This window comes from Halomonas sp. SpR1 (assembly GCF_031010175.1).
Taxonomy (GTDB): Bacteria; Pseudomonadota; Gammaproteobacteria; order Pseudomonadales; family Halomonadaceae; genus Vreelandella.
In genome coordinates, this window is record NZ_JAUAMB010000026.1 from 34,914 (window position 1) to 61,624 (window position 26,711).

A 26,711-nucleotide genomic window follows, 5' to 3' on the forward strand; every position below is an offset into this window, starting at 1 on the left:
TTTCGTTATTCAGGAGGTTTCGCTTGATACAATTCGCCGTTTTAATGGGATTCGTGCTGGCGGCGCTGTCGCCAATGTTGAACGGCTGGTTTGGCCAGCGCACCAGCTTGGTGCTGGCTGTGTTTCCTGCCGGGCTGGCGGCGTGGTTGGCACTCCAAGCCCCTGAGGTCATTGAGAACGGAAGCCTGCTTTTAGAGTGGCAGTGGGTGCCTTCGCTGGGGATTAGTCTTACCTTTCTGTTGGACGGTTTGTCGCTGTTGTTTGGGCTGTTGATTACCGTTATGGGTGCCTGCGTGCTGGTGTATGCCGGTGGCTACCTTAAAGATCATCCTGACCTTGCTCGATTTCATATCGCCTTAGTCGCTTTCATGGTCTCGATGCTGGGATTGGTGTTAGCAGACGGGCTGTTTACGCTGTTTATTTTCTGGGAACTGACCAGCATTACCTCCTATTTGCTGATTGGTTTTAACCACGCTGACATTAACGCCCGTAAATCAGCGCGGCAGGGCTTATTTGTTACCGTAGCGGGCGGGTTAGCATTAATGGCTGGGCTGGTGCTGTTAGGGATTGCCAGCGGCAGCTGGTCGCTGGCGGAGATTCTAGGCCAGGAAGCTGACCTGCGTGAGCATGCGCTCTACACACCTATGCTGATCTGTTTGCTGTTGGGCGCTTTCACCAAATCGGCTCAGTTTCCGTTCCACTTCTGGTTACCTAACGCCATGGCGGCGCCGACACCGGTTTCGGCCTACCTGCACTCTGCCACCATGGTGAAGGCTGGCATTTATCTGCTGGCGCGCTTACACCCTGAGCTGGGTGGCACGGCAATGTGGGTCGGGATTCTTTCCGTGGTCGGCGCGACAACGATGCTGGTCGGCGCGTTTCTAGCGATTCACCACACGAATATCAAAAAGCTGCTGGCCTACTCGACCATTATGGCGTTGGGTACGCTGACGATGCTATTAGGCATCGGCACCGAATATGCGATGACCGCCTTTGTGACGTTTCTGCTGGCGCACTCGTTATATAAGGGGGCACTGTTTATGGTCGCCGGCATTCTTGACCATGAAACCGGCACTAAAGATGTCACTCAAATGGGGGGCCTGCGTTCGCTGATGCCGGTAACCGCCACGATTGCCTTGGTCGCCGCACTCTCGTTTGCCGGTGTGCCGCCGCTACTTGGTTTTATCGGTAAGGAGCTAATGCTTGAGTCCGTGCTGGGGGCCGATAGCTTCCGAACGCTACTGGTGCTGTTTGCCTTTATTGCCTCCGTATTGACGATTGCCGTTGCCTTTATTGTGGCGTTACGCCCTTTTTACGGTAAACGTCACCAAACTCCGCTGGAGCCTCATGAAGCGCCGTTGAGTATGTTAATAGGGCCCGTGTTACTCGCCCTGGTGTCGCTGCTGCTGGCCCTGACGCCCGCTGTGCTAGGTGCCGATGCGTTATTAACGGCAACCGCCACTGCTATATCCGGGCAAACGCTAGAGGTGGCGTTGTCGCTTTGGTATGGCATCAACGTTGCGTTGATCATGTCGATCATTAGCCTTGGCTTAGGCTTTTTGCTGTTTAAGCGTTGGGACAGCGTGCGCGGCAAGCTTTCTGTGTTGGCACCGATGATGCGCCATGGCCCCGAGGCAGGCTATGAAAGCATGATGAATGGCATCGTCTACTTCTCTGAGTGGCAAACTCGACTACTGCAAAATGGCTATATGCGGAACTACATCCTGGTGATGTTGATTACTCTCATTGGACTGATTGGTAATTCAATTCTGCTGCGCCACTCTCCGCAATTCGCTTTTGACTTGGATGTCCGTTTTCACGAGGTGGTGGTAGCGGGGAGTATGGTAATGGGGGCGCTGTTCGCGACTATTTCTCGGTCTCGGCTGGGGGCAGTGGTGTCTGTCGGCATAATGGGGTTTTCTATCGCGCTGATTTTTATTCTGTTTAGTGCACCGGATTTGGCGATTACCCAACTGCTGGTAGAAACCTTGACCGTCATTTTGCTGGTGCTGGTGCTGTTCCGTCTGCCGCGCTTTTCGAATCTCTCCACCAGTCTGGAGCGCATACGCGATGGCGTGGTGGCTACTATGGTGGGTATCTTGATATGCCTGCTGATTATGACCTCGTGGAGCATTCAACAGTTTGAACCGATTTCGACCTATATGATTGAGAACAGTGCGCCGTTGGCTTATGGCCGCAATATCGTCAACGTCATTTTGGTCGACTACCGTGCCTTGGATACGCTAGGCGAGATGTTCGTGTTAGCCCTCGCCGCGATCGGTGTTATCGCCATGTTAAAGCTGCGTCATGGAGAAAACAGCGACGCAAAAACCGCCGAGAGCAGCAAAGTGGCTGCCAAGGAGCCTTACGATGGTTAAGTCAGGCACGATTATTCTTAATACCGCCGCGCGTTTTTTAATGCCACTCCAGTTGCTGTTTTCTGTTTTCCTGCTGCTAAGGGGGCACGACGAGCCGGGCGGCGGGTTCATTGCCGGGCTGGTAGCGGCGGGGGCGTTTACGCTCTATTTATTTGCCTTTGGGGTAAGCGCCACCAAAGAAGTGCTGCGCATGGTCGACCCTCGTGACCTGATCGGCGTTGGCTTATTGCTGGGGATGCTCTCGGTGGTTCCGGCTTGGTTTATGGGCCAACCCTTTTTGACAGCTCAGTGGTGGACTATTCCGGTTATCGATTTTAAAGCCTCCACGCCGCTAATTTTCGATATAGGCGTCTACTTTGCCGTGCTGGGTTCGGTCACCGGTATGGTGATGACGCTTATGGAGGTCGACAAGGATGAACCTTGAATTAACAGGAGGCACACCATGGAACCTTTAATGGCAGTGGCGATTGGCCTGCTGTACGCGACGGCTATTTTTATGATGTTGCGCCGCTCTATCGTCAAATTAGTGATTGGTTTGATGCTGCTTTCTAATGCCGCCAATTTACTGATTTTTACCACGGCGGGCATGACCCGTGGGGCACCGCCGCTGATTCCTGAAGGCATGATGCAGCCGTCTAGCGGTGTGGCCGACCCCTTACCGCAAGCGGTCGTGCTGACAGCAATAGTGATTGCTTTCGGGGTACTTGCCTTCGCCGTGGTATTGATTCGACGCGCCTACGAAGTTGTTAAGGCCGATGATCTGGATAAGATGAAGGATACTGATACGTGAGGCCTGAAGTTGCTCTTCCCGTCCTCTTGCCCTTGCTGTCAGGGGCAATTTCTCTGTTATTTTGGCGTTCACGCCCTATGCAGCGCTTTGTGGCTGTCGCAGGCAATGTCGCGCTGCTGATGGTCAGTTTGTGGTTGTTTGTAGCGACGTTGTCGGATGGCTACGTCACGATGCAGATGGGGAGCTGGCCAGCCCCCTTTGGAATTACCTTAATTGCGGATCTGTTGAGCGCGGTGATGGTGTTGATGACCGCAATCATTGGCTTGGCAATGGGTATCTACTCGCTGGCCACCTCTGGCCGCGGACATGAAAAGTATGGCTACTACCCGTTAATGCACTTGCTTCTCGCCGGGGTGATGGGGGCCTTTTTGACCGGTGATATCTTTAACCTCTATGTATGGTTCGAGGTAATGCTGGTGGCTTCCTTTGCGTTGTTGATTCTCGGTGGTGAGCGTGCGCAGATGGAAGGGGCGATTAAGTACGTTACCCTGAACCTATTGGCCTCAGTCATCTTCCTAACTGCGGTGGGGCTGCTTTATGGCATGGTGGGCACACTCAACATGGCCGATATTGCGCTGCGTATGGATGAGGCAGAGCACACCGGTATGATTGAAGTGCTTGCGGTCATGTTTATGGTGGCCTTTGGAATCAAGGCGGCCGCGTTTCCGCTGTTTTTCTGGCTGCCAGCCTCGTATCACACCCCACCGGTCGCCGTTTCTGCGCTGTTTGCGGGGCTGCTCACCAAGGTGGGTGTTTATGCCATGTTCCGTGTTTTTACGCTGATGTTCGATCAAACCATGGGCTACCTTCAGGACATTATGCTTTGGGGCGCTGCGTTCACCATGGTAACGGGCGTGCTTGGCGCTGCGGCCCAATATGAATTTAGGCGGATATTGTCGTTTCATATTGTCAGCCAGATTGGCTATATGATTCTGGGCTTGGCGTTGTACACACCACTCGCTATCGCCGGCGGTGTGTTTGCCATCGTGCATAATATGGTGGTGAAGACCAATCTCTTCTTGATCAGTGGTATCACCCACCGCTTGCAGGGAACCTACCAGCTGAAAAAAATGGGCGGGCTGTACCGGGAGCGCCCCTGGCTGTCGGTAGCGTTCTTTCTTTCAGCCTTCTCGCTGGCGGGGATACCGCCGCTTTCAGGCTTTTTTGCCAAGTTTGTGATTGTGCGTGCCGGTTTAGAGATTGAAGCCTATTGGGTTACCGGCATCGCGCTGGCCGTGGGACTAATGACGCTCTACTCCATGGTGAAAATTTGGAATGAGGTATTTTGGAAGTCCCTCCCAGAAGATAACAACGTTCCTGAAACCACCACACCTACTGGCGATGACGGGCGATTGCTAAAGCCCAGCCTGTGGATGATGTATTTGCCGGTAATGGTGTTGGCGTTATTTTCACTGCTCATAGGTGTGCTTGCAGAGCCGATCATGTGGGTGATGATGGGCATCGGTGATCAGCTGTTCGAGCCCTCGGGGTATATTGAAGCGGTGTTAGGCGTTGCAGCCAGTGCAGATGATGTGCTGCTGGAACCGCCACTAGGGGAAGCCGCACCAGAGACTACCACCGAGGAGGAAGCGCCATGACCGGGGCCATTTGGAACCTACTGCTAGGGCTTGCTTGGGTGCTGTTAAGCGGTGATTTCAGCGGCTTAAACCTCCTTGTCGGGTTGATTTTTGGCTATATCACCCTGGTATTGATTGAGCCTCAGCTCGACTCTTTGAAGGGTTACCCGGCGCGCGTACCGCGCTTCATCGGCTTTATTGGTTTTTTCCTAAAAGAATTAATTCAAGCCAACTTGCGCGTGGCTTTCGACATTGTGACCCCACCTTGGCATATGAAGCCTGGGGTCATCGCTATGCCGCTTTCCGCACGCACCGAAATGGAAATTACCCTGGTGGCTAATCTGATTTCATTGACACCAGGAACCTTGAGCCTGGATGTGTCGGATGACCGTAAGGTCTTGTATATCCACGCGATGTTTTTAGATAATGAGGAAGAGCTACGGCGCAACTTAAAAGAGATGGAACACCGGGCTTTGGAGCTGTTTCGCTAATGGACACCGTTATTCTTATTAGTCAGGTGATTATGAGCCTGGCGCTTATCCTCACTTTTGTTCGTGTGGTGCGCGGCCCGAGCCTGCCCGACCGCGTCGTGGCATTAGAGCTTTTTTCTACAACCGTGGTGGGGATGGTCGGGGTTTATGCCATCAAGTCTGACGTGGCTAGTTTTCTGGATGCCGCGATCGTAATTGCATTGATGGGGTTTTTAGCCGCCATTGCGTTTGCTCGCTTTTTGGAAAGGGGAGGCCCAAGGGATGATTGACTTTATAAAGGGCACGTTAATCATCGGTGGTGCGCTGTTTATATTGCTCGCCTCAGTTGGGCTGCTTCGTTTGCCCGATTTGTTAACCCGTATGCACGCCACCACCAAGGCTGCGGCGTTAGGCGTCATCTTAATTATGTTGGCGGCCGCTATGCACTTTGCTGAAGTGGGTATTGTGGCTCGTTCGTTCGCTATCATCGTGTTTATCCTGATGACCGCTCCGGTGGCGGCTCACGTGATTGGCCGCGCTGGGTACTTCGTCGGATCCAAGCTGTGGAGCGGTACCGTAAAGGACGAGTTACGCCCCAACTACGATCCCCTAACCCATGAGCTGAAAAGTGGCCTGGAAACGCAGGAAAATGCCAAGCGCCAACCCCGCGAGACTGACCCTGACTAGGCCTGATTAGAGCTTGCCAAATCGCCAGCCACTGTGTAACCGCAAATGAGCCACCTTCGGGTGGCTTTTTTGCGTCTGGTGTAGGGAGTATTTAAACACTCTCTCTCATTTAAATTGGATAATGTTTGTATAATAAAATAATGTACAATAATTGTACTGTATAAGATAATGCGTCCATGTTTTCACCATATGACGCCAACAGTGCGGTTAGACATGACCATGCGACGCAAAGGAAATCTGCCGCAAAAAAACTGTGCTGAATGCCAGCGGCCGTTTACATGGCGGAAGAAATGGGCGCGCTGTTGGGATCAAGTGCGCTACTGCAGCGAGCGGTGCCGCCGTAGTGCTAAGCAGTCATAGCTAAGTACCAGCATCAATGTACCGGGCATCAAAGCACCTCTAGGAGGCACAAGCATGAACAGCACGATTGATATTGTCTGGTTGCAGGACGACCTGCGCGTTGCTGATAACCCTCTTTTACACTTTGCCTCCCGGCCTTGTTATCTGCTGTGCCTCTACGTCTTGGACGAGCAGTGGTTCTCTCCTTTATTTGACGGTGAGTCGACACCCCGTATCGGGCCTGCGCGATTGCGTTTTTTATGGCAAAGTTTAATGGAGTTGCGCGGAGAGCTTCTGCAGCGCGGCAGTGATCTGTTGGTTCGTATTGGCAAACCCAGTGACGTAGTGATTGAACTGGCTTCAACGCTTAACGCACGACAAGTCCGTGTTGCTGAACATGCAGGAGTTGAGGAAACCGCTCATATTCGGGCGGTTAAGGAAGGCTTGCCTAGTCAGACGGCATTTGATTGCATCGAGAGTGGACGGCTCATGGATCAGTCGTCATTGCCTTTCGAACTTGACGCGTTGCCGGCGAGCTTTTCTTCCTTTAGGCGCAGCGTGGAGAGTGAATGCACTGTCCCAACCAGTTGCTGCGCCCCTGTTACACTGCCCCCCTGGCCCGAGGCGGCAAGGGGATTTCCACCGCTCAAAGCCGTTTGTGAGCGGAGCGCCACCTGGCATCCCGATGTTCGTCAAGGTTATGCATACAGGGGGGGAGAGTCGGCAGCACATGGGCGCCTGAAAGAGTACTTGTGGCATCAACAGGGCGGTAAAACGTATAAGAAAACCCGTAATGGGCTGCTGGGAGCTAATTTTTCAACCCGCGTTTCACCCTGGTTGGCGCGTGGCTGCCTGTCTGCTCGCCAAGTCAATGATGCGGTGAAAGCGTGGGAGGCTGAAAACGGGAGTAATGAATCGAGCTACTGGATTACCTTCGAACTACTCTGGCGGGAGTACTTTATTCGCGCTGCCCAGTTGGAAGGAGAGAAGATGTTTGGCTCCCACCAAACTGACAGGCCGTGTGCCGCATTCGATGCCTGGCGTAACGGTACCACGGGGCTGCCGTTTGTGGATGCTGCAATGCAGGAACTTCGTCACACGGGCTGGCTATCCAATCGTGCCCGGCAAAACGTGGCCAGCTTTTTGGTTAAAGACTTAAAGGTAGATTGGCGCTTGGGAGCGCTATGGTTTGAGCACTGCCTGATTGATTATGACGTAGCCAGTAACTGGGGCAACTGGCGCTATATTGCAGGTGTTGGGCGCGATCCACGCCAAGATCGCTACTTTAACGTGCTGAAGCAGGCGGGGCATTACGATCCTCAGGGCCTTTATGTTGCGCATTGGCTGAAGCAGCTCGAAAATCTGCCTCCCGGTTTAGCGCGCCAACAGCCGTGGCGTGCAGATCCCTCGGCGTTTGCAGCTCCCTGCGTTGTGCCCGAGCAGTGGGATCGGTGGTTAATTTCTAGCGGTGAGGCAGACACTTCAGCCGAGCAGCCAATCATTACCTTCGGCCTGTCGTGAAGGCTGGTATCTGGCTCTTTTCTAGGCCATCATCCTGGGTATGCCAAGGACTGCCTAAGGATCGAAATAATGTATCGTCATTTCTCTATTGAACGGCGCTGCCGTCCCCTGTTTTGCGTCTCTTTAATCGCAGCGCTAAGTACACCTTTTGCTGCCAGCGTAGCACTCGCTAATCCTCAACTGATGTCAGAAGTCGATACTCAGACTGCCACTGAGGTTAGCTACGCTAATTTTCAGCAGTGGCTGCGCGATTTTCGCCAGTATGCCGCGGGACAAGGCATCAGTGAAGCGACCCTAAGTAACGCTCTGGATGGCGTTCGCTACCGCGAGAGGGTGATTGAGCTGGACGGTTACCAGCCTGAGTTTGTGCGCCCTATTTGGGAGTATTTGGATACCGCAGTTTCATCCACGCGTATTAATAACGGGTTAGAAAAGCTGGCTGAACACCGCGAAACGGCGCAGCAGATGCAGCAGCGCTATGGGGTGCCAGCCGAAATCATTGTCGCCATTTGGGGCATTGAGAGTAATTACGGTAGTAATTTTGGCGATTTTTCGACCTTGGAGTCCCTCGCCACGCTGGCTTACGATGGCCGGCGTCGTGACTTTGCCCGGGGTGAACTGCTCGCCGCGTTACGGATTATTGATCAAGGGGATATTGCCGCTGATGAAATGAAAGGCTCCTGGGCTGGAGCCATGGGCCATACTCAGTTTATTCCCAGCAGCTTCGAAGCCTACGCGGTAGATGGCGATGGTGACGGTCGGCGCGATATCTGGGGCAGCATCCCTGATGTCATGGCCTCAACGGCCAACTATCTTGACCGAGCGGGATGGCAGGCTAACCAGCCCTGGGGAGTTGAGGTACGACTGCCCGAAGGGTTTGATTACGCCCAGACCGAGCGACGCAGCAGTGCTGAGTGGCGTAGTCAAGGCGTGCAGGCGCAGCAGGGCGAATTGCCGAACTTTGATAGCGCTGCCATTGTGATACCCGCGGGTGCTAACGGCCCGGCCTTTTTGGTAGGTGCCAATTTCCGTGCGATCTTACGCTATAACAATGCCACTAGTTATGCACTGGCCGTCGCGACGCTGGGTGATGCGATTGCCGGACGTGATGGCATACAGCAGAGCTGGCCGCGGGATAAGGCGCCGCTGACCCGTGACGATGTTCAAGAACTTCAGCGCGCATTAAACCGTGTAGGCTACTCAGTGGGTGGCGCTGACGGCATCATGGGGCCCAATACGCGGCAAGGTTTGCGGAACTTTCAGCGTGATCAAGGGTTAATACCGGATGGGTTTGCGACCCAGGAGCTGCTTGAACAGCTACGTCAGCGCTCACGGTAAGCAGTGTTTAAAGGGTGCTTTTACTTTCCAAGGATGATGTTATGCAATTGACGAAAAAAACGTTTTTTAACAGTGTGATATTGGGGGGCGTGCTGTTAGGTGCTGGGCTGTCTGCCGCCACGGCGATGGCGGATGATGACCAAGTATTCGGCTGGGTTGAAAAAGCGACCTTGCAGCCTTGGAATATCGAGGTGAAAGCCAAGCTCGATAGCGGGGCATTAACCTCTTCGCTGGACGCTCGCGATATTGAGATGTTCGAGCAGGACGATGAGGAGTGGGTACGCTTTCGATTGAAGCTTGAAGATCAGGCAAGTGGCGAAGTGTTCAGTGATCAAATTGAGCGTCCGCTCTACCGTGAGCTTACTGTGCGCGGCGCAGGCGGCCGTGATGAACGCCCTGTGGTGCTGATGGAAGTTTGTATGGGCGATACCATTTACGAAGAACAGTTTAGCCTGCGCGACCGTGAAGATATGAACTATCCGCTTCTGCTTGGTCGCAGCACCATTAGCCACCTTGGCCTGCTGGATGTGCGTGAAACCTTCTTGCAAGAGCCCGGGTGCGGGGAAAACGCGACCGTTGTGCCCCACGACCCAGCAGATGATCAGTCCTGATGCTTTCAGGCCTGCCTCAATAAAGTAAGGTTTAAAACAGCCGTGATAAAAGCGCAGTCACGGCTGTCTCAACCCGTAAAATACGCGGGCCAAGATGCATTCCCTCGCAGCCTGCCAGCATTAGTTGCTCTACCTCCCAAGCAATAAAGCCGCCCTCTGGGCCTACCAGTAGCAGGGTAGGGTCACTTATGCCTCTTGGGCAGGCATTGGGCATGCCAGGATGGGCCACCAAGCCGCGACGTTGGCTTAGCAAAGCAGGTAATTGCTGCTCCAAGAAAGGGCGGAAGCCTTTGCTTAGGGTTACCGAAGGTAAATGAGTATCACGAGCTTGCTCCAAGCCAAGCACCAAATGCTGATGAATTTTATCAGGGCGTAACTCTGGGGATTGCCAGTAGCTTTTCTCGACCCGTTTAGTATGCAGCAGAGTGATCTCTTTAACGCCCAGTGCCGTTACATGCTCTAAGGTACGCGCCAACATACGCGGGCGGGGCAGGGCTAGTACCAAATGTACGGGTAACGGTGGCGGCGGTGGCTCGTTGAGGTTCTCCAGTTGGAAATACGCCCGCTCAGTGGTGAGCTCTTTTAACAGTGCTTTACCCATGGTGCCGCCTTGAACCCCAACGGTTAGCAGGTCACCGGGTGACGAACGATGAACATCGCGAAGGTGTGTCAGTCGGCGTGAATTGGTGATACAGACGTGGCCATCGCCGGTAAGATCGTTGGGGTTGAGCAGAATCAAATTCATAATGGTGGTCTATTAGTCACAAAATTGGCGCAGTGCGGCTACCTAATCTTTCAAGGTGGCTTGCATAGGCGCGTGGTGCAGGCACAATACCAGTAACGGGAATAAAAGCCCCTATATAGTGTTTAAGGAGATGCGCCGTGCGCGTAATTCGCAAATATGCCAACCGCAGGTTGTATGATACTCAGCAGAGCCGTTATGTAACGCTTGAAGACCTACGCCGTTTAATCATCGAAGAAGAGCCGTTTCGGGTGGAGGATGCTAAAAGCGGAGAAGATCTAACGCGAACTATTCTGCTCTCTATCATTATCGAGCAGGAGCAAGCCGATAGTGAAGCGGAAGTATTTTCAAACGATCTGCTGGCGCAGTTAATCCGTGTTTACGATATGACGTCACCGCTGCCGCTGTCGCGTTATCTTGAGCAGGGTACGCAACTCATGCTGGAGCAGCAGAAACGTTTGCAGAGCCAGTGGAAGCAGGCAATGCGCAATACTCCATTGGAATTTATGCGTGAGCTCGCTGAAGAGAACATGCGTTTTTGGCAAAATACTCTGAATCAGCCAGGGCAAACCGGTGAGCCAGGTGATGCTGAGCAGCATGAGAGCGATAGCAGCGATGCTAACAAAGATGACAAACCCTCCTCCTGACCCCACTTGGTGCTGCGCTGTGGCATAATGCCGCCGATATACGCTCTCCCGTTTGAGAAGGATGCACATGAAGGTTTTGATGATAGGCGGCGGTGGTCGCGAGCACGCCCTGGCTTGGAAATTGGCGCAATCTAAACAGGTTGAGCAAGTATTTGTCGCCCCCGGCAACGCGGGCACCGCGACGGAAGCTAAGCTGACTAACGTAGCGATTGCCGCAACGGATCTCGATCGTTTGGTCGATTTTGCCCGTGAAGAGCAGGTTGACTTAACCGTTGTGGGCCCTGAGGCTCCTTTGGTAGAGGGCGTCGTGGATCGTTTTCAAGCGGCCGGATTAACTATCTTTGGCCCTACTCAAGCGGCCGCCCAGCTGGAAGGTTCAAAATCTTTTACCAAGGATTTTCTGGCCCGTCATGATATTCCTTCAGCCGACTACCAAACGTTTACAGAAGTTGACCCGGCGCTTGCTTATTTAAGCAAAATGGGCGCACCGATCGTCATTAAAGCGGATGGCTTGGCTGCAGGTAAAGGAGTGATTGTGGCGCTTAGCGAAGCCGAAGCTGAGGCAGCTATTCGCGATATGCTGGAAGCCAACGCTTTCGGCGATGCGGGCGCTCGGGTCGTCATTGAAGAGTTTTTGGAAGGCGAAGAGGCAAGCTTTATTGTCATGGTGGATGGAGAGAATGTCGTCCCCATGGCCACCAGCCAAGACCACAAGCGCGCCTACGATGGTGATACCGGTCCGAATACCGGCGGTATGGGCGCCTACTCGCCAGCGCCGGTGGTTACCCCCGAGGTTGACGCCCGCATCATGGAGCAGGTCATTCTGCCCACCGTGCGTGGCATGGCCGAAGAGGGTAATGCGTATACCGGATTTTTATATGCTGGTCTAATGATCGATGCAGCGGGGAACCCCAAGGTTATTGAATATAACTGCCGCTTTGGTGACCCTGAAACCCAGCCGATTATGCTGCGCCTAACCTCTGATTTTGCTGAACTCTGTTTAGCGGGAGCCCAGGGCAAGCTGGCGGGGCAACGCTGCGAATGGGATCCTCGTGCCGCGGTGGGCGTGGTTTTAGCTGCTGGTGGCTACCCTGGCAGCTACCGCAAGGGTGACGTGATTCACGGCTTAGACGCGGCTGAAGAAACGGGCTGCAAAGTGTTTCACGCGGGCACAGCACAAAATGCTCAGGGTGAGATCACCACATCCGGGGGCCGCGTGCTATGTGTGACGGCATTAGGTGATAGTGTCTCAGCAGCGCAGCAGCAAGCGTACAAGGGCGCTAGTGCCATTCAGTGGGATGGCGTCGAGTATCGCCGTGATATCGCATTCCGGGCGATTGCCCGAGAGTAGTAAGTAAGCCTACGCTAAGCAAATACTGAACGGATGCCCCGATTAATCAGTGGTTTCCTAATTCACTGACGAGGAAACAGGCATGGAGCGTGTCAAGCTGAACTTCCCCGCTGAGGCGGTCATTCATCGTCATCCTATGACGGTGCGGGTAACCGATATGAACTACGGCCGCCACTTGGGGCATGATGCGTTGGTATCGCTGCTTCACGAGGCGCGTATTCAAGCCTTCGCGGCCTTGGATCTGCCCGAGTGGGATATGCACGGGTACCCTTCGGTCGTCGCTGATCTCGCCGTTCAGTATCAAAGTGAGGCGCGCTGGCCCGATGGGTTAACGATTGCTACTGCTGTACCTGAGCCACAAGGCAAATCATTAACGATCTATCAGCGTATTTATCAGGTGGATTCCCAGCAGATAGTCGCCACCGCACGAATCAATCAGCTACTGATCGATCTTGCTAGCGGGCGTCCTGTCGAAGTGCCTGAACAGGTTAAACAAGCGCTTTCCCGTGCGAGGTGTGGCTGATGTCTCGGGAGTATCCGATTATTGCGGTGACCGGCTCCTCAGGGGCGGGTACCACTACCGTGCGGCGCAGCTTTGAGCGCATGTTTTTGCGCGAAGATGTGCATGCAGCAATGGTTGATGGCGACGCCTTTCACCGCTATACACGCGATGATCTGCATCGCATCTTCCGGGAAGAGCCGGAGCGCAAAGATGAGCTATCGCATTTTGCCGTAGAGGCGAATTTGCTGGATCGCCTTGAAGGGCTATTCAGTGAGTATGGCGAGCATGGGTCGGGCACTTTTCGGCACTATATCCACGCTGAAGATAAGCAGAAAATCGAAGCGGGCTGCCGGGTAGGTACCTTCACCGAGTGGCAGTCGCTACCCTGTGGTACCGACCTGCTGTTTTATGAAGGTTTGCATGGTGGGCTGGTCACGGAAGAGTATGACATTGCGCGCCATGTGGATCTGCTGGTAGGCGTGGCGCCGACCATGAATCTTGAGTGGATTCAAAAGATTGACCGTGACACCAAGCTGCGTGGCTACTCACAGGAAGCGGTCATTGACACTATCCTGGGCCGGATGGATGACTATGTGCGTTATATCCAGCCGCAGTTTTCGCGTACTCACATCAATTTCCAGCGGGTGCCGACGGTCGACACCTCTAACCCTTTTGAAGTGCAGGATATTCCCACTGATGCAGAGTCATTTGTGGTTATCCGCTTTCGGGATCCTTCGACCGTGGACTTCCCCTGGTTGCTCGCGATGATCAAAGATTCGTTTATGACGCGTCCTCACACGCTGGTTGTGCCGGGTGCGCGGATGTCGCTGGCAATGGAACTTATTCTTGCCCCATTGGTTAGGCATCTTCTCGCACAGAGACGCTTCCGTTAAAGGAGAGTTGTATGGATTGTCTTTTTTGCAAAATCATCAACCGCGAAATCCCTGCTGATATCGTTTACGAAGATGGCCACGTGTTGGCATTCAATGATATCAATCCCCAGGCACCTACCCATCAGTTGATTATTCCTAAAAAGCATATTGCCACGTTGAACGATATTGACGAAGCTGACTTGGCGCTGATCGGTCGACTCCAGTTTACCGCCGCCAAGCTTGCACGGGAGCGAGGCTTTGCCGAGGATGGCTATCGGGTGGTGATGAACTGCAACGAAATGGGCGGACAAACGGTCTACCATATTCATATGCATTTAATGGGTGGGCGTGCTTTCACCTGGCCTGCCGGTTGAGCTAAGCAGGTTGCTATCGCAAGTTAACGGAGTGTTGCCATGGATCGTCAACAGAGTCGTTCAGATCGCCTGATACACCAGTTTGATACTGTCTTACGGACGCTGATACCCCATGCGGCTTCGTCCCAGCGTACCAGTCCCGGCGAAGGAGTAGCCGAGGGAGTGCTGGATGATCAAGAGCGTCGCCATGCGGCGGGCTTAATGCGTATTAACCATACCGGCGAAGTGTGTGCTCAAGCACTTTATCAAGGGCAGGGTGTAACCGCGAAACTTCCCCATACACGTCACCAGATGGAGCAGTCGGCGCTGGAGAAGATCGATCATCTCGCCTGGTGCGATGAGCGTCTGGAGCAACTGCAGAGCCGAACGAGCTACCTAAACCCGTTCTTTTATATTGCTTCCTTTGGCATGGGGGCGGCCTCGGGGGCGGTCAGTGATCGTATTAGTTTGGGTTTGGTAGCTGCGACCGAAGAGCAGGCGGGGAAACATCTTGATTCACACCAACAGTCGCTACCCAGTAGCGATAACCGCTCACGCGCTATACTGCGCCAGATGGCCGTTGATGATGCACACCACGCACAATTGGCCTTAGAAGCTGGTGGTGTACGTTTTCCAGCACCGGTTAAGTGGGGCGTGCGTTTGGCCGCAAAAGTAGTGACCAAAAGCGTCTATCATCTTTGACGCGTTCTGGTAGCGCTTAGTCGGCTTTGCCCTGGTTTAAAAGCCAGGCTTTTAAACCTAAAAGGCCCCGCAAAGCGGGGCCTTTTGCTGTCAATATCGACTTGCCAGCGTGATGCTGATGATCAGGCATCAATGCGCTTATACTTCATGCGCTTGGGTGTATCGTTACCCACCCGCTTTCTATGATCCTCTTCGTACTCCGCGTAGTTGCCTTCAAACAAGACCACTTCAGAGTCACCCTCAAAGGCCATAATGTGAGTAGCGATACGGTCAAGGAACCAGCGATCGTGAGAGATCACCATGGCGCAGCCAGGGAAGGCCAGAAGCGCGTCTTCCAGTGCTCGCAGGGTTTCGATATCCAGGTCGTTAGAGGGCTCATCGAGTAGCAAAACGTTAGCGCCTTGCTTGAGGGTTTGGGCAAGCTGCAGGCGACCACGCTCACCACCGGAGAGCTCAGACAAACGCTTTTGCTGGTCATTACCCTTAAAGTTGAAGCGACCCACATAAGCACGCGAGGAGACTTCGTAGCCGTTAATGTTCAGGATGTCCTGACCATCGGAAACGGCTTCCCAGACGCTCTGCTTGTCGTCTAAGCCATCGCGTAGCTGCTCGACGTAAGCGATATCAACCGTCTCACCCACCAGAACTTCGCCCTCATCGGGCTGCTCTTTACCAGTGATCAGTTTGAAGAGCGTCGACTTACCCGCACCGTTACCGCCGACGATGCCGACAATCGCACCTTGGGGAATGGTGAAAGAGAGGTTCTGGTAGAGCAGCTTGTCATCGAAGCGCTTGGCCACATCACGAAACTCAATGACGTTATCGCCCAGGCGTGGGCCAGGCGGAATGTAAATCTCATTGGTTTCATTACGCTTTTGAAAGTCGCCCGACTGCATTTCTTCAAAGCGGTTTAAGCGCGCTTTGCTCTTTGCTTGGCGGCCTTTAGTGTTACTGCGCACCCACTCAAGCTCTTGCTTGATGGCTTTCTGGCGCGAGGCTTCCTGCTTGGCTTCTTGATTCAGACGCTGATCTTTCTGCTCCAGCCATTGGGAGTAGTTGCCCTCAAACGGAATGCCCTGACCACGGTCAAGCTCAAGAATCCAGCCCGCCACGTTATCCAGGAAGTAGCGGTCGTGGGTGATAGCCACAACGGTACCGTTGTAGTCGTGAAGGAAACGTTCTAGCCACGCCACCGACTCTGCGTCAAGGTGGTTGGTAGGCTCGTCAAGCAGCAGCATATCGGGGCTGGAAAGCAGTAAGCGGCAGAGTGCTACACGACGACGCTCACCACCCGAGAGATTGCCTACTTTGGCTTCCCAGGGGGGCAGGCGTAGTGCTTCCGCAGCCACTTCAAGCTTGCGCTCAAGGTTGTGCGCATCGGCCGCTTCGATAATATTTTCAAGCCGTGCCTGCTCGCTAGCCAACGCATCAAAGTCGGCATCGGGCTCTGCGTAGGCTGCATACACCGCATCCAGCTTCTCCTGCGCCTGTTTAATCTCTCCTAGCGCTTCTTCTACGGTGTCGCGGACGTTTTTCTCGTCGTCTAGCTGCGGCTCCTGGGGAAGATAGCCAACATTGATGCCGGGCATCGGACGAGCTTCACCTTCAAACTCTTTATCGACACCGGCCATAATGCGCAGCAGTGTGGATTTACCCGAACCGTTAAGCCCCAGCACACCGATTTTGGCGCCCGGGAAAAACGAGAGCGAAATATCCTTGAGAATTTGCTTTTTGGGCGGCACTACTTTGCCGACCCGGTTCATGGTGAAAACGTATTGCGCCATGGAGATCCGTTAAGTTGATGAAAAGAATAAAGCGACAGCAGCGGGCTACTGGCTCTTATTACTGACTGTTATTACAGACTAGGAAGTGATGATAGTGGTCTGCGCCAGGAAAGGCTAGGAGCGTATAGCTAGCCGGGCCCACTCAATTGCTGAGAAGGCCGAGCTACTCAAGGTCTACTCTTCTTCGTCCCAGTCGTCTTCAATGGCGCGCTGGAGTCGACGCTCTTCCAGCCACGCTTCAACTTGGCGTCGTGCACGTAAGCTGTCTGCTTTGCTTGGTTTGCTTTTACCGTAGTGGTCATCATTTACGGCGTCTAAGCTCTCAAACTCGTCTGAGTCGAGTACTTCGCTGCCTAAGGTTTCATGACTTAGGGTCTCACGACTTAGGGGATCACGGCTCATGTGATGTCCTCCAACCCAGCCGGCGTGCCGGCGAAACAACGGCTTCACACGAGTGCATATGCAGTTCGAAAACACATGCTATCCGTAACGTGAAGCGCCTAGCGCAGTACAAGCGCCTTGCCGCTATATAACGCCAGTTGGGATGAAGTTCAAGCTTTATAGTTTTTTTTAGTGAGAAAGTTAATGATCAACTGCTTTACCGCTGCTTTTGTAACTCCGCAAGTGCTAGCTGTGCCTCTACACGCTCCGTCACATCTTTTTGTACACCGATGAAGTACATCAGCTCATCAGCCTCGTCATAGACAGGGGTGATAGAAAGCTCGTTCCAAAACATGGTGCCGTCTTTGCGGTAATTACGCAGTACTTCTCGGGAAGGGTGGCCATCTTTTAGCGCATCCCGAATAGCGACTAGCGCGTCCTGGTCACGGTCTTCGTTTTGTAAGAAGCGGCAGTCGCGATACAAAATTTCATCCGCACTGTAGCCCGTCAAACGCTCAAAGCCTTTGTTGACGTAGATGAGGATATTTTCATCCCCTTCCTGTTCGGCAACGACGATGCCGTCTTCCGATGCGTCAACAATACGTTCAAGCAGCTCCGGGCTGATCAAAGGGGATCGTTTCATCAAGTTGTTCCTGTTGCAGCTCCAAGTCCTTTCCATGGTTCACAGCCGCTTTTACACCTGTGAACCGCCGGAATGTCCAATCACTTATTATAGGCAGCATAGCAAATGTGCCAACGCATCACTGCTATCTGGCTCTATCATGGCGAGCGTTGCCGCGCATTGCAATCGTGAACGCTATCCTAACGTCAGCGGGTTTATTGAAAATAACCTTGTGTTTCATATTGCTGGCCAGCGGCATGTTACTCGACTTCGGGTAGTTGATGCGCGCTTAAGATCGCTCCGACGGCGGTAGCCGCCAAAATGAGTAGTAATACGCCGCTACCAAACCATTGTGCAAAGGCGCCAATAAAACCACCTACGAACAGCATTAATACGCCGGTTAAGGTATTTGATAGGGCAACGTAGAGTGCGCGGTTATCTTGGCTTGCCATATCGACGAGATAGGTTTTGCGCCCTAATCGTACGCCGTGGTGCACAATGACCAGCAGGGCGTAAATCGTTGCATAGGGCCATATGCTGTGTGTCCATTCGCCGGGGAGCCAAACCAGGCTGGCGGCCAATAAGCAGCAAATAGCGGTACCCATAGCTGCATCGCGCATCACGCCTCGACTTGACTGATCTGCGCGTTTCCCCCATACCGGGCTGGCCACCATGGCGGCTAGTCCCGATACCACAATTAGTATGCCCAGGCCCCCCAGGTCAGTGCCGCTTTGGTTCTGCCCGAGAAGAGCGATATAGGGAAGAGCAAGAGCGCTTGAGAGCAGGAGTGCCCGCGCAACATTAAAGTGTAAAAAAGTGCGGTCATTTTTCAGCAGCGAGAGGCCCAGTTTAATGCTGTCCCAGCCGTTTTCTCCTCCTTCTACCGCGCCAGCAGCTTCTTGAATGCGCCCGGCAGCGATGGCATTCATTAGCCAACCGCCGGCAGCTATGGCCAGCAGTATTGCCACTACTAAATTGCCGGGGCGGCTCTCAAACAGCATTAGCACCGCTCCTGCTGCCAACGTCGCGCCGCCGGCAATGCTGCCGCTCCAGCCCATTAACGTGCCACGGCGGCGCTTGGCAATGGTTTTACCCAGTACATCTTTTGTGGCGATTGAGGATAACCCCCGTGCCAGCGAGAGCAGAACTAGCGCTGCCAGCACTAACGCGCCGCCCAAGGTGCCGTTGGCGAATAACGCTAATACAGCAAGCGCTAAGGCAGCGAATGCTTGGATCAGAGCGCCAGCTACCCACACCCATTTGCGTCTGGGCTTTAAACGGATAAACCCAGCCACAAAAATTTGTGGCAGCAGGGCACCTGACTCCCGGATGGGAACCAGTAGGCCTACCATCCAGACGGGGGCGCCAATAATGCCCATCAGCCAGGGTAAAACCAGGCGCGCGCTCGACAGTTCGTCAGCCAGCTTATTGCCCAAAGAGGCCCATACATGAAGAAAAAAATTGCGCGGTTGTTCGTCGCAGGCGCTTTCAGGTATGTCATCGCACAGGCGGCTATCGTCATCACCCGTCAGCCACTCATACAGACGAGTTTGCGAAACGTTGTGTTCGGCCATCGGGGCTCCTTTTTGATCCATCTATCTCAGGCTAACTCAAAATGACAGAATGCCTTCTTAGGATGCCATATTAACTTGACTCGGAGGTCTGGATGTCACGTATTCAAATCCGTTATTGCACTCAATGCCAATGGCTGCTGCGTAGTGGCTGGTATGCACAGGAACTGCTCTCAACCTTTGGTGAAGGGTTGAGCGAGGTATCGCTGGCCCCGTGCCATGGCGGTACGTTCGAGATCTGGTGTGATGAGGTGCTGTTATGGGAGCGCAAGCGTGATGGCGGTTTCCCGGACATCAAGCTTCTCAAACAGCGTGTACGCGACCTGTTGGAGCCAGATCGCGATTTAGGACATATCGATCGATGAATCAGGATCGACAAGCAATCCTGTTTGGGTTGGGAGCCGTCGCATTATGGTCGACGGTGGCGACGGCTTTTAAAGTAGCCCTCTCCTGGATGAGCCCTGTTGAACTGATGTGGCTCGCAGCACTCGTTTCCTGGGCTTTAATGGGAGCGCTGGTCATCAAGCAGGGCAATATCACCATAGCGTTACGCACCGGTTGGAAAACGGCTGCGTGGGCGGGTCTGATGAACCCGGTGGCCTATTATTTGGTGCTCTTCGCCGCCTATGACCGCCTCCCTGGGCAGGAAGCGATGGCTTTGAATTACACCTGGGCCTTGGCGATGGCATTTTTGGCGGTGCCGTTGTTGGGTCAGCGCTTGACGCGAATGGATATCGCTGCAGGGCTCGTCGCCTACGCGGGCGTATGGGTAATCGCTACTCGAGGCGCGGTTTTTAATGTCTCATTCGCTGACCCGCTAGGGGTCGTGCTGGCGCTTGCTTCGACGCTTCTGTGGGCGCTTTATTGGCTGCTCAACGCGCGGGATAGTCGTCCACTCCTTGTAGGCCAGTGGCAAAATTTTAGCGTAGGCCTTCCGGTGCTGACCCTGTTATTGCTGCTCGGCCCTGGTTTCCAATGGCACGGCTGGCCAGCCTTGGGGGCCGGTGTGTATGTGGGGCTATTTGAGATGGGGGTGGCGTTTATTCTTTGGCAGTTGGCGGTACATAAAGTGTCGCGCACAGCCAAAGTCTCCAACCTGATTTTTCTCTCACCACCTGTTTCACTACTGTTACTTTCCTTGGTCGTTGGTGAGCCTATTTTGTCTTCGACGTTGATTGGGCTAGTGCTGATTCTGCTGGGGCTTGGGCTGCAGCAAACCCAGAGAAACGAACGATCCTGAATTTTTTTTGTGTTTTAATGATGTTCTTATTGTAATTTTTTGTGACATTTGGTTTTATGTCCTCAGGATGAGTAGGAAATTAACTAAATTAGGCTAAGCTCAGCTGATTAAGTATTAACTACCATTGGCTTACTTCAAAAAAATGGGCGCTCGTAGGGACATAGGCTCTCTTAGCGATGAGATTTCGCGGGCTGATACTTGAAGCAATCGTGCAATATTGCTCAATGGGTCGCACGAATAATGAGCTGTGTGCACTGAGTGCCTAACTATAGGGAACGCTGACGATGAAAAAGAATGCCGTATCGAGACTAAAAAAAATCTTCTGTCACCATGTTTTTAAGCCGCTGACAGTGACCACGTTGGCGTGTGTCCCGCTTACGGCATTGGCGCAGTCTCTTCCCGCTAGCCTCTACACGCCTGGCAACACTGATCTTCCCAGTACTATTCAACAAACGATCATTTCTAATCCCGATGTAAATGCTGCTTGGGCGAACTTTAGTGCTTCTGGCAGCGATGTCAGAGTCGCAAAGGGGAATTATTTACCTTCGATTGATATCTCTGCGGGTATGGGGCGTCAAGACCAGCAAAATGATGGGCGCGGAAGCTACAGCAGTGACTTTGCTGAGCTTACGCTCACCCAAATGGTGTTTGATGGGTTTGCCACTCGCAGTGAAGTAGAGCGCTTGGATCGCACACGGTTGATAGCCTATTTTGAGCTGCTGGGTGCAAGTGAAGAAGTGACCCTTGAGGCTTTTCGCACCTATCTTGATGTGCTTCGCTACCGCGAGATGGTGCGTTTAGCCCAAGATAACTACCGCGAGCACCAACGGGTGTTTTCGCAAATTGAAGAGCGCGCGCTTTCCGGGGCGGGCCGTGGCGTTGACCTGGAGCAAATCAGCGGCCGTTTGGCGTTAGCTGAATCCAACCTGATGACTGAGGCGTCGAACCTGCACGATGTAACGGCTCGCTATCAGCGTATCGTCGGCGCGCTTCCCCCGCAGAATATGTCGCCCGTACCTAGCTTGGCCGATGAGCTGCCTGCTGATGTTAACCAGGCCATTGAAATGGCGTTCGAGGGGAACCCCGAGTTCCATGCGGCGATTGAGAACATTGCTGTACAACGTGCCGAACAAGGGGCTGCAAAGGCTGCCTTTATGCCTCGCCTGGATATACAGGGACGCACGGGAACCAATAATCAAGACGACTCGATAACTGGCCGCAGCGATGAGCACAGTATTCAGTTGGTCGCCAGTATGAACCTTTATCGCGGTGGTTCTGATAGTGCTGCGTTTGATGCGGCGAGCACGCGCATTGAACAAGCGGTGAATCAGCGTGAGACGGCCTGTACGAACGTACGTCAAACCACTCAAATTGCTTACAACGATACCCAGCGCTTGAAAGAGCAATTGAACTACCTGAATGAGCACCGCCAATCGATTAACCGGGTTCGAGGGGCTTACCAGCAACAGTTTGATATTGGCCAACGTACGTTGTTGGACGTGCTAGATAGTGAGAACGAGTACTTCGAGGCCAGCCGCGCCTATGCGAACGCAGAGTTTGACTTAACTTTGGCTCAAGCTCGTACGTTAGCGGCAATGGGACAACTTATGCATACCCTTGAAGTAGTGCGTGACGATATTCCCACTCTAGATGAATTGGGTTACGACGACGCCACGCTTAGCGCTGAGATGGCCTGCGGAACCGAAGGGCCGCGCGGCTTTACTTTAGAGGACTTCACCCGCGGAATTTCTTCACTGCCCGCTCACGCTGATATGCCAGCTTCGTCTTATGCCGCCAATGAGCAGCCAGTCATTAATTCCCAATATCTGCAAATGGGCCGTGAGGAGGCGTTGGTTACTAACGGCTAACCTGTTTTAATGGTTTGCTGTACAGAAAAAGAGTTATTCGCCGTTTGGTGGCGAAGGGTTAGCGGCTTTCGCTAATCATTGGGGAAAAAGATGCCTAAATAGGCATTAGGGGAATGAGGTCTCTGTGACACAAACCAAGCTGGAAAGGCCGAGCGCTGCAGGTGCTAGCGAGCAGCCAATAGGCGATGAGTTACTCGAATGTTTGAAAGCGGTTGCCTCATTTCATCAGCATGAGGTGTCATCAGAGGCTCTTAGAGCTGGCTTGCCCTTGGAGCAGGGGAAGTTAACGCCTTCCGTGTTCGGTAGGGCCGCCTCCCGTGCTGGAATGACGGCGCGGATTGTTAAAAGCAAACTGTCGGCGCTCAACCCAGCACTATTTCCCGCTATTCTGTTGCTGGAACCGGGTAGGGCATGTGTGCTGTTGGGGATTGATCTCAAGCAGCAAAAAGCAAACGTTATTTTTCCTGAACTATCTGAATCAAACGTTGAACTGCCTCTTGAAGAGCTGTATGCGGGCTATAGCGGCGAAGCTATTTATATCCGCCCTAAGTTTCTCGCCGATAATGCCTCTGAGCCTGGGATCAAGAAACGCCGCGATCAGCACTGGTTTTGGGGCGTTATTCGCGAAAACAGACCTCTCTATCGCGATATCGTGCTCGGGTCGGTGGCCATTAACGTGTTTGCCATCGCCATGCCGCTGTTTGTGCTTAACGTCTATGACCGGGTAGTGCCCAATCAGGCAACGGAAACGCTCTGGGTGCTCGCGATAGGCATCTTTATTGTGCTGTGCTTTGATTTAGTGCTCAGGCTAATGCGCAGCAGCTTTGTCGATTTGGCCGCTAGCCGGGCGGACGTGAAGCTCTCTTCCTCTATTATGGCCAAAGCATTGGGCCTCCGTTTAGAAGAGCGCCCGGCATCAACCGGGTCGTTTACCTCGACGCTTCAATCCTTTGAATCGGTACGCGCCTTTATTGGTTCGGCGACTATTTTGGGAATTGTCGACCTTCCGTTTGTGCTGATGTTTGCGGCGATTATCGCGCTGATCAGCCCCTGGCTTGTGCTGCCGGTATTGGTGGGCATCGTATTTGTACTGCTTTACGCCCTGGCTGCTCAGGGTAAACTTCATGAGCTTTCGCAAACGACCTGGGAAGTCGGTGCACAGCGCAACTCACTGTTGGTGGAGTCGATCTCCCAATTAGAAAATGTTAAGGCGCTGCGGGCAGAGAGCCGTATTCAGCGCCACTGGGAAAAGTCATCGGCCTTTCTTTCCCGTACCGGCGCGCAGTTAAAGATGGTCAGCACTTCGGTCTCCAACGTGGCTCAGTGGGCGCAGCACAGTGTAGCGGTATGCGTCATTATTGTCGGTGTTTATCAAATTATCGAAGGTAACCTCACCCAGGGTGGGTTGATTGCCGCTTATATGCTCTCTTCACGGGCGATGGCACCTATCAGTCAGGCCGCGGCGCTGCTGGCGCAGTACCATCAATCCTCAACGGCGCTCGAGTCACTCAACGCGGTAATGGACAAACAGGTAGAGCGCCATGAGGGCAAAGCTTATGTAGAAAAGCCGAGCTTCGTTGGCAATATTCGCCTTGAGAAAATTACCCTGCGTTACCCCAATGAAGAGCGTGAAGCCCTGAAAGACGTCTCAGTGTCCATCAAAGCCGGTGAAAAAGTAGCCCTGCTTGGCCGCATTGGTTGCGGTAAATCTTCATTAAATAAATTGGTGCTGGGGTTTTATCAGCCAACGTCGGGAGCGGTGCTGGTTGATAACGTGGATATTCGTCAGTTAGATCCACTGCAGCTGCGCCGCCATATTGGCTATGTCCCCCAGGACGTTAGCCTGTTCTCAGGGTCACTACGGGACAATATTGTGGCGGGTGGCGGTAGCGATCGCGTTGATGACGACGCGCTGCTGCGTGCAATTGAATTGGCGGGGTTGGAGTCCCTTGTCAATAGCCACCCCCATGGCGTTGATCTACAAGTTGGTGAGCGCGGCCAAGCGCTTTCCGGTGGACAAAAACAGTCCGTCGCTATAGCCCGTGCGCTGGTGCAGGATCCGCCTATTCTGCTGTTGGATGAACCGACAAGTTCTATGGACAACGCCAGCGAAGAGGCATTTAAAGCCAACCTGACAAACGTGGCTGCAGGAAAAACGATTCTGGTGGTTACGCACCGCACCTCGCTCCTCTCATTGGTTGATCGAATTATTGTTATGGATGGTGGCAAGGTCGTGGCCGATGGCCCGCGTGACACCGTGGTTGAGGCCTTGCGTAAAGGCCAGATCGGGAGGGCATCGTAATGGCGCGTAAACCCTCATCCACGACCGAGCAAAAAGGCTTTGACGCCATTGGCCGTTTCTCAGAAAAAGGCCAAAAACCGTTTCGTCCTTTTATGGATCGGTTGTTTGCCAAGCGAGTGTCTTCCGCCCACTTAAGCCGTGATTGGGCGAGCGATACCGATTGGGCGCGCATGCAGCAAGAGCCCATTCGTGCCCGGCTATTTCTCTATACCGTACTGATCACTGTTGTGGTGCTTTTAGTGTGGGCTTACTTCGCCTCTATCGATGAAGTGACGCGTGGAGCGGGGCGTGTGATACCCGCCAGCCAGTTGCAACGTATTCAGTCGTTTGACGGTGGTGTTATTGAACAAATCTTTATTCGCGAAGGGCAGATTGTTGAAGCAGGAGAAGTGCTGATGCAAATCGACCCCACCCGTTTTGTATCTGATTTTCGCGAAAACCGCGCTCAGCGTTATGCGCTTCAAGCGCGTGCCGAAAGGCTACGGGCGCTAGCTACGGGCACCGCGTTTGAGCCTTCTGAAGAGCTGCGTCAGGAAGTCCCGGATATTGTGGCCCAGGAGCGCGAGGTTTATGAGAGCCGCCGCGAAGAGTTACGGGAACAGGAAAACGTCCTTAATGACCGTATTCGTCAGCGTCGGGAAGAGCTGCGAGAGGCACAAGCTCGCCGTGATACAGCTCAACGTGAGGTCAATATGGCCAGCCAGGAGCTTAACTTGACGCGCCCATTGTTGGCTTCGGGGGCCGTCTCTGAAGTAGAAGTGCTGCGCTTGCAGAGGGATGTGTCCAGCGCCACCGGGGAGCGTAATCAGGCGGATGCTGCCGTTTCACGATTAGAAGCTGCGGTAGAAGAGGCCGAGGGGCAGTTGCTGGAGCTGGGCGCGGAGCGGCGGAGTGAGTGGCGGAATGATCTGGCTCAAACGCTGGGCGACTTGAATGCATTACAACAATCGGGAACTGGGTTGCAGGATCGCGTTCGATTGACCGAAATTCGCTCGCCGGTTGACGGCATTGTTCAACGTATCCACATCAACACCATCGGCGGTGTTGCTCAGCCCGGGCAAGAGGTTGTTGAGATTGTGCCTACTGACGACCAGTTGCTGGTTGAGGCACGCATCGCCCCGCAAGATATCGCCTTTTTGCACCCAGGGCAGCCTGCGACTATCAAACTCACGGCTTACGACTATGCCATTTATGGTGGCTTACAGGCCGAGCTCGAACGTATTAGTGCCGATACCATTACTGATGATGAAGGTAATACCTTCTATCAAGTGCGGGTGCGCAGTTTAGAAAACGAAAATGTCGCCGATAGATTACAAGTAATCCCTGGCATGACGGCGCAGGTGGATATAGTAACGGGTAAGCGCACAGTGATGCAGTTTATGCTGAAGCCTGTCTTAAGAGCATGGCGTGATTCCATGGGGGAGCGCTGATGAAGCATTGGTTTATAACAACGGACGGAAGCTTAAAAGCGCGTTGGAAAAATGCGTTTCCCGAAATGGTAGCCTCCAAACCTGATGTTTTTATTGGTAAAGCACAGCCTAATGATGTGGTGTGGCTGTCTACGACGGTTGATGGGTGGTCAGAGCTCATTGGTGCTGTAACTGCTAAAGGGGCTATTGTCGTTGTGCTTAGTTATTCGCCGGATGACCGTGAAGCATTGAGGTCACTGGATCTGGGGGCGCGAGGATATGTTCACACCCTTGCTGCACCGGAGGTGCTTAAGCAGGTGGCATTGGTGGTGACTAACCAAGGCGTGTGGGTTGGTCAAGAGTTGCTGGCTAAAGTGTTAGGAGGCACCTTTAAAGCGCTTCAACAGCGGGCTGAAGGTGGCGGAGCTTTCAATACAGCGGAGCTTGGGAGCCTAACCGACCGTGAGCGGGGCGTGGCACTTGCTGTGGTGCGCGGTGCGACAAATAAAGAAGTTGCGCGCCAACTTGATATTACCGAGCGTACAGTAAAAGCGCATCTTAGCGCTATTTTCAAGAAGCTGGCTGTTCGAGATCGCTTACAGCTTATTCTAAAGCTAGCGCCGATAGTGGAACGCGTTCCAGAGCGCTTTTAAT

Annotated in this window: 28 protein-coding genes; 23 read left to right on the forward strand and 5 right to left on the reverse strand. The window is 53.4% G+C overall.

Annotated features, from left to right (window positions below; genetic code table 11):
- The first annotated feature begins 26 nt into the window (after nt 1–26).
- The 11 genes from QT231_RS16780 to QT231_RS16830 all read left to right on the forward strand — a co-directional run bounded on the left by QT231_RS16780 (nt 27) and on the right by QT231_RS16830 (nt 9,711).
- A complete protein-coding gene (locus QT231_RS16780; protein ID WP_308338012.1) occupies nt 27–2,378 on the forward strand; it encodes a putative monovalent cation/H+ antiporter subunit A in 2,352 nt (783 codons plus the stop codon).
- Nucleotides 2,371–2,802 (forward strand): Na+/H+ antiporter subunit B, encoded by a 432-nt coding sequence (locus QT231_RS16785; RefSeq protein ID WP_308337982.1) that lies wholly within the window; start codon nt 2,371–2,373, stop codon nt 2,800–2,802. The genes QT231_RS16780 and QT231_RS16785 overlap by 8 nt, the downstream gene beginning before the upstream one ends.
- Nucleotides 2,803–2,820: 18 nt before the next feature.
- Complete coding sequence (locus tag QT231_RS16790) at nt 2,821–3,168, forward strand: Na+/H+ antiporter subunit C (protein ID WP_308337983.1); 348 nt, start codon at nt 2,821–2,823, stop codon at nt 3,166–3,168.
- A complete protein-coding gene (locus QT231_RS16795) occupies nt 3,165–4,766 on the forward strand; it encodes a Na+/H+ antiporter subunit D (RefSeq protein ID WP_308337984.1) in 1,602 nt (533 codons plus the stop codon). The genes QT231_RS16790 and QT231_RS16795 overlap by 4 nt, the downstream gene beginning before the upstream one ends.
- Nucleotides 4,763–5,236: a Na+/H+ antiporter subunit E gene (locus tag QT231_RS16800; RefSeq protein WP_308337985.1), complete on the forward strand. Its 474-nt coding sequence runs from the start codon at nt 4,763–4,765 to the stop codon at nt 5,234–5,236. Before QT231_RS16795 ends, QT231_RS16800 begins: the two co-directional genes overlap by 4 nt.
- On the forward strand, nt 5,236–5,505 hold the full coding sequence (locus QT231_RS16805; RefSeq protein ID WP_308337986.1) for a cation:proton antiporter: 270 nt from the start codon (nt 5,236–5,238) through the stop codon (nt 5,503–5,505). The genes QT231_RS16800 and QT231_RS16805 overlap by 1 nt, the downstream gene beginning before the upstream one ends.
- Nucleotides 5,498–5,902: a monovalent cation/H(+) antiporter subunit G gene (mnhG, locus tag QT231_RS16810; protein WP_308337987.1), complete on the forward strand. Its 405-nt coding sequence runs from the start codon at nt 5,498–5,500 to the stop codon at nt 5,900–5,902. The genes QT231_RS16805 and mnhG overlap by 8 nt, the downstream gene beginning before the upstream one ends.
- Nucleotides 5,903–6,121: 219 nt before the next feature.
- On the forward strand, nt 6,122–6,262 hold the full coding sequence (locus tag QT231_RS16815) for a DUF2256 domain-containing protein (protein WP_308338013.1): 141 nt from the start codon (nt 6,122–6,124) through the stop codon (nt 6,260–6,262).
- A 54-nt stretch (nt 6,263–6,316) separates the two neighbouring features.
- Nucleotides 6,317–7,762 (forward strand): DASH family cryptochrome, encoded by a 1,446-nt coding sequence (locus QT231_RS16820; RefSeq protein ID WP_308337989.1) that lies wholly within the window; start codon nt 6,317–6,319, stop codon nt 7,760–7,762.
- A gap of 69 nt (nt 7,763–7,831) precedes the next feature.
- Nucleotides 7,832–9,100: a lytic murein transglycosylase gene (locus QT231_RS16825; RefSeq protein ID WP_308337990.1), complete on the forward strand. Its 1,269-nt coding sequence runs from the start codon at nt 7,832–7,834 to the stop codon at nt 9,098–9,100.
- Nucleotides 9,101–9,141: 41 nt separating this feature from the next.
- Nucleotides 9,142–9,711, forward strand: a complete 570-nt coding sequence (locus QT231_RS16830) for an ATP-dependent zinc protease (protein ID WP_308337991.1) — start codon at nt 9,142–9,144, stop codon at nt 9,709–9,711.
- A gap of 31 nt (nt 9,712–9,742) precedes the next feature.
- On the opposite strand, the gene QT231_RS16835 is transcribed toward QT231_RS16830, so the two are convergent.
- Nucleotides 9,743–10,456, reverse strand: coding sequence for a 16S rRNA (uracil(1498)-N(3))-methyltransferase (locus QT231_RS16835; protein ID WP_308337992.1), 714 nt, complete (start codon nt 10,454–10,456; stop codon nt 9,743–9,745).
- A gap of 137 nt (nt 10,457–10,593) precedes the next feature.
- On the opposite strand from QT231_RS16835, the gene phaR reads away from it, so the two are divergent.
- The 6 genes from phaR to coq7 all read left to right on the forward strand — a co-directional run bounded on the left by phaR (nt 10,594) and on the right by coq7 (nt 14,880).
- A complete protein-coding gene (gene phaR / locus QT231_RS16840; RefSeq protein WP_308337993.1) occupies nt 10,594–11,100 on the forward strand; it encodes a polyhydroxyalkanoate synthesis repressor PhaR in 507 nt (168 codons plus the stop codon).
- Between the two features lie 67 nt (nt 11,101–11,167).
- A complete protein-coding gene (gene purD / locus QT231_RS16845) occupies nt 11,168–12,451 on the forward strand; it encodes a phosphoribosylamine--glycine ligase (RefSeq protein ID WP_308337994.1) in 1,284 nt (427 codons plus the stop codon).
- 82 nt (nt 12,452–12,533) lie between these two features.
- On the forward strand, nt 12,534–12,974 hold the full coding sequence (locus tag QT231_RS16850) for a thioesterase family protein (RefSeq protein ID WP_308337995.1): 441 nt from the start codon (nt 12,534–12,536) through the stop codon (nt 12,972–12,974).
- Nucleotides 12,974–13,846: a phosphoribulokinase gene (locus tag QT231_RS16855; RefSeq protein WP_064234683.1), complete on the forward strand. Its 873-nt coding sequence runs from the start codon at nt 12,974–12,976 to the stop codon at nt 13,844–13,846. The genes QT231_RS16850 and QT231_RS16855 overlap by 1 nt, the downstream gene beginning before the upstream one ends.
- Before the next feature lie 11 nt (nt 13,847–13,857).
- Nucleotides 13,858–14,199: a histidine triad nucleotide-binding protein gene (locus QT231_RS16860; RefSeq protein ID WP_308337996.1), complete on the forward strand. Its 342-nt coding sequence runs from the start codon at nt 13,858–13,860 to the stop codon at nt 14,197–14,199.
- 39 nt (nt 14,200–14,238) lie between these two features.
- Nucleotides 14,239–14,880, forward strand: a complete 642-nt coding sequence (gene coq7 / locus QT231_RS16865; RefSeq protein ID WP_308337997.1) for a 2-polyprenyl-3-methyl-6-methoxy-1,4-benzoquinone monooxygenase — start codon at nt 14,239–14,241, stop codon at nt 14,878–14,880.
- Between the two features lie 122 nt (nt 14,881–15,002).
- Here the strand turns inward: coq7 and ettA are convergent, their stop codons facing one another.
- From ettA to QT231_RS16885, 4 genes are all read right to left on the reverse strand, one after another.
- Nucleotides 15,003–16,664, reverse strand: a complete 1,662-nt coding sequence (ettA, locus tag QT231_RS16870; RefSeq protein WP_308337998.1) for an energy-dependent translational throttle protein EttA — start codon at nt 16,662–16,664, stop codon at nt 15,003–15,005.
- 174 nt (nt 16,665–16,838) lie between these two features.
- The gene (locus QT231_RS16875) at nt 16,839–17,066 is read right to left on the reverse strand and encodes a PA3496 family putative envelope integrity protein (protein ID WP_308337999.1); all 228 of its coding nucleotides are present in this window, start codon (nt 17,064–17,066) and stop codon (nt 16,839–16,841) included.
- Between the two features lie 196 nt (nt 17,067–17,262).
- Complete coding sequence (locus tag QT231_RS16880; protein ID WP_308338000.1) at nt 17,263–17,688, reverse strand: PAS domain S-box protein; 426 nt, start codon at nt 17,686–17,688, stop codon at nt 17,263–17,265.
- Nucleotides 17,689–17,927: 239 nt separating this feature from the next.
- A complete protein-coding gene (locus tag QT231_RS16885; RefSeq protein WP_308338001.1) occupies nt 17,928–19,241 on the reverse strand; it encodes an MFS transporter in 1,314 nt (437 codons plus the stop codon).
- A gap of 92 nt (nt 19,242–19,333) precedes the next feature.
- Here QT231_RS16885 and QT231_RS16890 point away from each other — a divergent pair, with 92 nt between their 5' ends.
- From QT231_RS16890 to QT231_RS16915, 6 genes are all read left to right on the forward strand, one after another.
- Complete coding sequence (locus QT231_RS16890) at nt 19,334–19,603, forward strand: SelT/SelW/SelH family protein (RefSeq protein ID WP_308338002.1); 270 nt, start codon at nt 19,334–19,336, stop codon at nt 19,601–19,603.
- Entirely contained in the window at nt 19,600–20,478 is an 879-nt protein-coding gene (locus tag QT231_RS16895; RefSeq protein ID WP_308338003.1) for a DMT family transporter, read from the forward strand. Before QT231_RS16890 ends, QT231_RS16895 begins: the two co-directional genes overlap by 4 nt.
- A 284-nt stretch (nt 20,479–20,762) precedes the next feature.
- On the forward strand, nt 20,763–22,346 hold the full coding sequence (locus QT231_RS16900) for a TolC family outer membrane protein (RefSeq protein WP_308338004.1): 1,584 nt from the start codon (nt 20,763–20,765) through the stop codon (nt 22,344–22,346).
- A gap of 124 nt (nt 22,347–22,470) precedes the next feature.
- Entirely contained in the window at nt 22,471–24,648 is a 2,178-nt protein-coding gene (locus QT231_RS16905) for a type I secretion system permease/ATPase (RefSeq protein ID WP_308338005.1), read from the forward strand.
- The gene (locus tag QT231_RS16910) at nt 24,648–26,078 is read left to right on the forward strand and encodes an HlyD family type I secretion periplasmic adaptor subunit (protein WP_308338006.1); all 1,431 of its coding nucleotides are present in this window, start codon (nt 24,648–24,650) and stop codon (nt 26,076–26,078) included. The genes QT231_RS16905 and QT231_RS16910 overlap by 1 nt, the downstream gene beginning before the upstream one ends.
- Nucleotides 26,078–26,710 carry a response regulator transcription factor gene (locus tag QT231_RS16915; RefSeq protein WP_308338007.1) on the forward strand — a complete coding sequence of 211 codons (633 nt, stop codon included), beginning with the start codon at nt 26,078–26,080 and terminating at the stop codon, nt 26,708–26,710. The genes QT231_RS16910 and QT231_RS16915 overlap by 1 nt, the downstream gene beginning before the upstream one ends.
- The last annotated feature ends 1 nt before the right edge of the window (nt 26,711 follow it).